The sequence below is a fragment of the Arthrobacter sp. EPSL27 genome, from assembly GCF_001512305.1.
Taxonomy (GTDB): domain Bacteria; phylum Actinomycetota; class Actinomycetes; order Actinomycetales; family Micrococcaceae; genus Arthrobacter.
This window is the reverse complement of the sequence record NZ_LNUT01000004.1, coordinates 1,359,040-1,365,234: the sequence shown is the minus strand read 5'-3', so window position 1 is coordinate 1,365,234 and position 6,195 is coordinate 1,359,040. Positions and strand designations below refer to the sequence as shown.

4 protein-coding genes and 1 pseudogene are annotated in these 6,195 nt (G+C 62.8%); 2 read left to right on the top strand and 3 right to left on the bottom strand.

Going from position 1 to position 6,195, the window contains the following annotated elements:
• Positions 1-173 (top strand): annotated as a pseudogene (locus AR539_RS19045) (sugar phosphate isomerase/epimerase); the annotation flags it as partial.
• Positions 174-428: 255 nt separating this feature from the next.
• Positions 429-1,475, top strand: coding sequence for an AraC family transcriptional regulator (locus tag AR539_RS10725; protein ID WP_066435975.1), 1,047 nt, complete (start codon positions 429-431; stop codon positions 1,473-1,475).
• A 374-nt stretch (positions 1,476-1,849) separates the two neighbouring features.
• Here AR539_RS10725 and AR539_RS10720 read toward each other — a convergent pair whose 3' ends face one another.
• The 3 genes from AR539_RS10720 to AR539_RS10710 all read right to left on the bottom strand — a co-directional run bounded on the left by AR539_RS10720 (position 1,850) and on the right by AR539_RS10710 (position 6,033).
• Positions 1,850-2,611: a hypothetical protein gene (locus AR539_RS10720; protein ID WP_066435971.1), complete on the bottom strand. Its 762-nt coding sequence runs from the start codon at positions 2,609-2,611 to the stop codon at positions 1,850-1,852.
• Between the two features lie 156 nt (positions 2,612-2,767).
• Positions 2,768-3,952: a sensor domain-containing phosphodiesterase gene (locus tag AR539_RS19040; RefSeq protein WP_231728566.1), complete on the bottom strand. Its 1,185-nt coding sequence runs from the start codon at positions 3,950-3,952 to the stop codon at positions 2,768-2,770.
• Between the two features lie 578 nt (positions 3,953-4,530).
• The gene (locus AR539_RS10710) at positions 4,531-6,033 is read right to left on the bottom strand and encodes a helix-turn-helix domain-containing protein (protein ID WP_082699297.1); all 1,503 of its coding nucleotides are present in this window, start codon (positions 6,031-6,033) and stop codon (positions 4,531-4,533) included.
• Positions 6,034-6,195: the final 162 nt, after the last annotated feature.

Sequence of the window (6,195 nt, the reverse complement as noted above, 5' to 3'; positions counted from 1 at the left end):
CATCCTTCCGGGCGCTCACCGCGATCGGCTACAACGGCCCCATCTCCATCGAATGGGAAGACGCCGGCATGGACCGCCTGCACGGCGCCCCCGAAGCCCTCGCCGCCCTGAAGAAGTTCGACTTCCCCGCCTCGAACACCTCCTTCGACGCCGCGTTCAGCACCAACGAATGATCACATTCGTTCGGTGTGCGGCGTCTCCGGCACTTTCGTGACCCGTTCCCCCTGGCCCCGGACCCGGCTTCTGGTCCTGGCAGGCCTTTCCGGGCCGCTGCAATAGCAAGATTGACAACTGTGGCGTCGTGGGTGACCGATGGTCACATTAGCGGCAACGGGTAGAATTTACTGGCGGTCGACGACACCACGCGATCCCCTTCTTGCTGCAACACGCGGCACATTGAACTTTGGCTCCGCCGGAAGGTCCCACCCATGGAATACACACCTCCGGATACCCTCGTTGCCGGCCGTCCGGATGAGCCACCGCAGGGACCGGTCAGACGCTACAGTGTTCCGTCCGGGTTGAGCCCCGATCAGAAGTTCGAACATTGGCGAAGCTGGTACGGCGGAGCCATTGACGTTCCCGTTCGGCTGGAAAAAACCGAAAAGCTAGTGCGACCAGGTTTTAATCCGACCGCCGTGAGCGTCGACGGTCCGGGGTTCAGTCTTGTTGATGTCACGAATGAACCTGCCCGTTGCTACTGGAACGGGGATACGAAACCGAGCGACTGGCTCCTGTATTTCAGGAGTTCCTGTGAAAGGTTCAGCTTTTCAGGACGCTCCGAGGCCGTCTCTCCCGGAACCGTCAGATTTTTTGATCTCGCATTGCCGGGCAACTTCCATGCGCCATCCGGCTTTAGCGCGGTGCGCCTCCATTTCGATCGAAGCCTGCTGGGACTGACCGACAAATCCGTGAAACGGCTGCAGGGGTTGGCCGACGTCAGGGATAACCCCCTTGTACGCGGACTGATTCGTCCAGCCTTGTCTGGCTGGCAGCGGACGGGCTTAGCCGAGGAGATGCAGCGCCTCCAGCCGGTCGTCCGGTCGATGATGACGGCCCTGATCAGTTCCTTGCTCGAAACCGCGGCTGATCCCTGTGATCTTAGGCTGGCCCGCATCGCTGCGATCAAGAAGTTCATGCGCAAGAATTTCAGAAACCCAGCCCTCACTGTTGACGAGGTAGTGGCGTACTCATGTCTTTCACGCCGCGCCCTCTATTCCCTTTTCGAAGGCGACGGGCTCCAGGTCAGCGGACATATCCGAGCCCTGCGGACCATGGAAGCCCTTGAGCTCCTTGCCGAAGAAACCGCATGGAAACGCTCTCTGCCGGATATAGCGGGCGCCAGCGGGTTCTCGAGCCTGCAAGCCATGCGCCGTGCCGTCAGGGAACTTACAGGCCTCTCGATTAGTGGCGCGCAGGAGACGCCCGACCTCCTGCGCGCCCACGTCGCCGAACTAAGGAAACTGACCGAGCTGTGAACCGATCGGAAAGGATCCCGCGGACATATCGTCCGTGCCACACTTCCCAGCGCCATCCCTCGTGTCCCGGTACCTAATGCACCCCACGTGACCAATTGCTGCAGTTGCCCGCGGCGTCGCCATCCGGATCCTGGAAATCCCAAGGGCTGTTGCCTGCCGGCGGCACCCACCGAACTACCTAAGGCTCGCAATGACGTCGTCCATGGTGTCAAAAGTCCGCCCGTTCACGGATGACGCCCTGCGCATCCGGGGGCACAGACGGACTGGAATGCCTCAAGGGAGCTGTGCAGTGCGCCCCTGAGGTGGGAGCGTGCTTTGTGGTAGTCAGGTGCACGTTGGTGGATCTCTATCTGTCGTTCTAATCCGACGGGCGGTTAGTTCATGGGCCAGTGCCTAATCGGGGCGACATCCGCGGCCATTGGTTGGGTTTCGGGGGGCATGCGCACCGAGGAGGGGACAAAGCGGGTCCGGCTCTCCTTTTCTTCCCTAAAGCTCTTAACGATCCCGTGGCCTTCCCCATGGCCGAGGCGTGAAATGACTACCGGTCCCGCGGGCAAAACGACCCGGAGGGTCTCTCCGGTGCTTCGCTTGCCCAGTGAAAGTGATTCGATGGATCCGTGCGGGGCGTCGAAGACTGTTCTCGATTCGAGGCCGGACGCCTCGATGACTAGGAGGCGGCTGGTCGTAAGTACGACGTACCCGGCGGTCTCGTTCAGGTGCCCCCTCCCGATAGCCCGCACGATTTCGTCTCGCGCCAGCACACGGACGATGACGCGCAAGGTAGCCCTCCCGCCCAAAGGCAGATCTGCCCTCAACGCGGCGTCCTCAACGCCATGGTAGTGCAACACCCCCTCCGGGAGCGTCTCCTCGATGCGGGCCAGGTGTTCATGGTTCAGCGACCCGGCGTCTGCCGTCCAGGCCACGTGGGTCCCTCGCGCGTAAGTCAAAACAGCAGCGGTAAACCGCGCGGTTCGGCGTCGCTTCCAGAGGGAAAAGGGGACCTCGATATTGATACGGTCCCCATCGCAAAAGGCAGCCCTGAAACCTGACTCGACTGCGGCACGGCGGATATGGTCCAGGGTGGCGTCTGTACCTGTGAGCATCGTCCAAATGACCGTCTCGGGAGCTGATGTCATGCTGGTTCTTTCCGAATAGTCGTGGCTGTGATTCTCGGAGCATGCAATGAGCGGAACCGTGATGGGCAGGAGGATTGATGCACCGGCGGGCTGGCTCCGAGGGATCGGCCCTCCGGCCCCACCGTCTTCATTTCCACCCGGCGAAGGCCGGTTCCGCTACCACCGGTGGGACCAGTCAGCCGGAAGAACGGAGGGTCTGCCCAACAGGTAACCTTGGCCCGCGTCAACTCCCAGGTCGGTAACCGTGGCAAGTTCCGCCGGCGTTTCGATTCCCTCGGCAACAAGGCATGCACCGATTTGCGACGCGAAGCTGACCATCGCCGCGCAAAGCGCTCTCAGGTTGGCGTTGGTGTCGATTCCGGCCACGATGGTCCGGTCAAGCTTGATCACTTCCGGGCTGAGTCTCAGGATGTGACGCATGGAGGCGAATCCGTCACCGACATCGTCAATAGCTATGCGGAGACCAGCTCTTCTGAGCGGATCGAGAGCTGCTGTGAGACGTGCATAGTCGGAAACGGCTGAGCGCTCAGTCAGCTCCACGACGATTCGTCCGGGCGGCAGCCCGGACTCCCTCACGATGTCACTTAGTCTCGGATCAAGGCATGCCGCCGGGGAGAGATTGACGCCAACGTAGAGGTGCCCGGGGAGATCCACTGCGGCCCGCAACGCCGTCTCCAAGGCAAAGAATTCGAGATCTGGGCCACGCCCGATTGAATCCGCCTCGACAAACCATTGATCCGGAGACCGGAAGGGAGAGCTGACGAAGCGGGTCAGCGCTTCGGCGCCGACAGTCTCGCCGGTACCCAAATCACGGATCGGCTGAAAGGCCGTCATCAAGGTCCGGGCGGCGAATAAGTGATCGATGCGGGCTCCGATCTCCAGATCCTCTGGACTTTGCGCCGGGTAGGCAACCAGCGGGCGGGCGATTCCCTCGAAGCCTGATCTTCCGCCGCCCCCGTCGGACCGGGGCCAGCCGACGACCTCGACATTCACGCGATGCCCGCCCCGGTGACGAATGGAAAGCACAAGCCCTTCCCAGCCAGCGTGTGGTGATGGTTTCCGGGCGGCCTTCAAGTCGGCAAGGTCGATGATGACGCTGCACGGGCGTCCCAGCAGCTGAGAGGGCTCATAGCCGAGAAGTTCCGCACTGGCTCGGCTGGAGAGTGTGAACCGCCCGTCGGCTCCTACGGCCCACAGCCATCCCCGGGTTGTGCCCAGGACGGTGTCCAAAAGCCGCGCGGCAGCCGAGGCCTCCAGCCGGTCGCGGCCCTGTTGCCGGCCAAGGCGCCAGGCGGCATGAACGAGCACCGGACTGAGCAGGATCGAGACCAGCAGGGCCACCCTCGCGGGGACCTCGTGGCCGCCCCACGGCTCAAGATCCAACGAGAGAGGCAGGAGTATCGACAGGTCCGATACGAGCCGAAGGGACAGGACGGCCAGCAACCATCGACCGCCCGATGTTGTCGTGGACCGGCCGTTCTCAGCCGACGCTGGAGAGGTGAACGACGGGCGTCGACGCAGAAGTGTTCCCACGAGCGCGCTATGCCGCCAAACCAGTCGGGAGGGCAATGTGTTGACGATTGGCGTCCGGTGGCACGCGAGCCTTCTTCCGTGGTCGATTTGGATAGGCCAGCTGCAACGAACCTGTCTATCAGCAGCCCGGTGGTGCCCGGCCGAAGCCTATGACCGCTCTCAAAAAATCCTATGGTTGGTGGTCCTGCGAGGACGTCGAAATCATTCCAAAGTGTGCAGACTTTGATCCCCGGCCGATCACTTCGTGCAGGCGTCTCGTCAGCCGAGCCTCCGTCACAACAAGCCACAGGGTCGAGGCCCGTGACTCCGACGTTGCCCACGGTGTACGGCCGGTCAATGCCGGTGCGCAGCACACAGGGGGACCCAAGCGCCCGTGCCGTCTCCGCCTACTTCGGGATTGTGATCCCCAGCCTGGCCATGCGGCGGTAGATGGTCGCCCTGCTGATGCCCAGTTCTGCTGCGGCCCCGCTGACTGTAACCCCGGGCTTGGAGAGACAGCGGACGATCTCGTCGCGTTCCACCGACTCGATCCGGCTCAGCTGCCAGCTGCTCTTGCCCAGTAGGTAGGCAGGCAGGTGGCTGATGTCGATCGTGTCTGTCTGGACCGCAGCGGCGTGGATGACGGTGAAAAGCTCGTCAATATTGTCCGGCCAGCTATGGGCGTTCAATGCCCTTTCCGCGGCGGCAGTGAAGTTGATTTCCCGCAGACGCGTCTGGCGGGCAGCGTATCGGGCTAAAGGCAGGACATCCTCCCCGCGTTCCCGCAGCGCGGGAACAGAAACCACTGTATCGACCAAGCCAGACAGGGGTTGCGGGATGCCATCGTGCCTCGCAGCTGTGACGGCCCACACGGGCGTGGGCGCGCGGCCGCTGTTGGAGAGGGGAAGTGACTGAATCGCGCGCTGGGCCTGGGCGTGAAGTTCCTGTGCCGCCCACGCGGGCAACAGGTCAACGTTTTCGACGATGACAGCGGTTGCTGGTTTAGCCAGTTCAGGGGTCCACAAGGACAGCCAGGCGTCCACGTCCCGGGGGGCGGGGACGGCCGCTGAGATGATACGGCTCCCGGGCTGAATCTGCCGCAATGCCTGTGCCAGCACGGTCGCTCGCCCCGCACCCTGCTCGCCCACGGTGGCAACAACCCGTCCGGCCGCCAGGGCGTCGGCCGCCTGGTCGAGGGCGTTTGTCCAGCCTGACGACAGCTGTCGCACTGTTCCAGCCGCCGGCTCGAGTTTGCCTCTCTGGACGCTGAAGACGCCACCCTTCGGTCCGGGCTTTCCTTTGCGGCCCTGTGACCTGGCGAGCATCAGGGCCGAGGTGTTGCCCGCAGCCGATTCTGCCAACGCCAACAGCAACTGCGGGGATGAACGGGACCACGTGGTGATGTTAACGCTCCCTTCCAGCAATCCGCTGACCGGATCGAAGACAGGGACTGCCGCGCAGGTGTAAGTCCGGAGGCTGGCGCTGTAGTGTTCTTCAGCTCGGACAAGGGTCGGGATGCGGTCGGCCAACGCCAGGCCCATGCCGTTGGTCCCGGCTTCCCTTTCGGAGAATGCGAACCCTGGCGCCAGATGCACCTTGTCGAGCGCCCTCAAGAGGGACGTGTCTCCGCTAAAGCGGTTGAGGAGCAAGCCGTTGGCATCGGTGAGCATCAGGCTCAAGGGTTCGTTTGCCAGCGTGCTGCTAAGTGCGGTCAGCACTTCCTGACCGCACTCGAAAAACAGGGAGTCAGTCCCGGCGGAGCCCGCCCACATCGGATCCACTACTTCGGTGGAGACGCCGTATTCCTCGCTCCGCTGCCAGGAAGCGCGGAGGCGTTTCGCAGGAGTCGCGAGCTCGCCGGCGTAAGCGTGCGCCGGGCTGACAATACCTTCGTCCTTGTTCGGCATCATTGCCGCCCTCCTCGTCTCCATACTTCAAGGTTACTTAGTCTCGCGATCGCAGGCGGAAGAGAACCGTCTCAAAATGAGACACACGCCACATGTTGACAGCTGTTCCAGCGGCCTAGTCTCGATGGTGTCGGGACTATGGCAGTCCCGAGAAGGAGACCAGAC

What these genes read in the sequence shown, in the direction of transcription:
- AR539_RS10725 (WP_066435975.1), top strand. Translation starts at nt 429, where the DNA reads ATGGAATACACACCTCCGGATACCCTCGTTGCCGGCCGTCCGGATGAG.
- AR539_RS10720 (WP_066435971.1), bottom strand. Translation starts at nt 2,611, where the DNA reads ATGACATCAGCTCCCGAGACGGTCATTTGGACGATGCTCACAGGTACA.
- AR539_RS10710 (WP_082699297.1), bottom strand. Translation starts at nt 6,033, where the DNA reads ATGATGCCGAACAAGGACGAAGGTATTGTCAGCCCGGCGCACGCTTAC.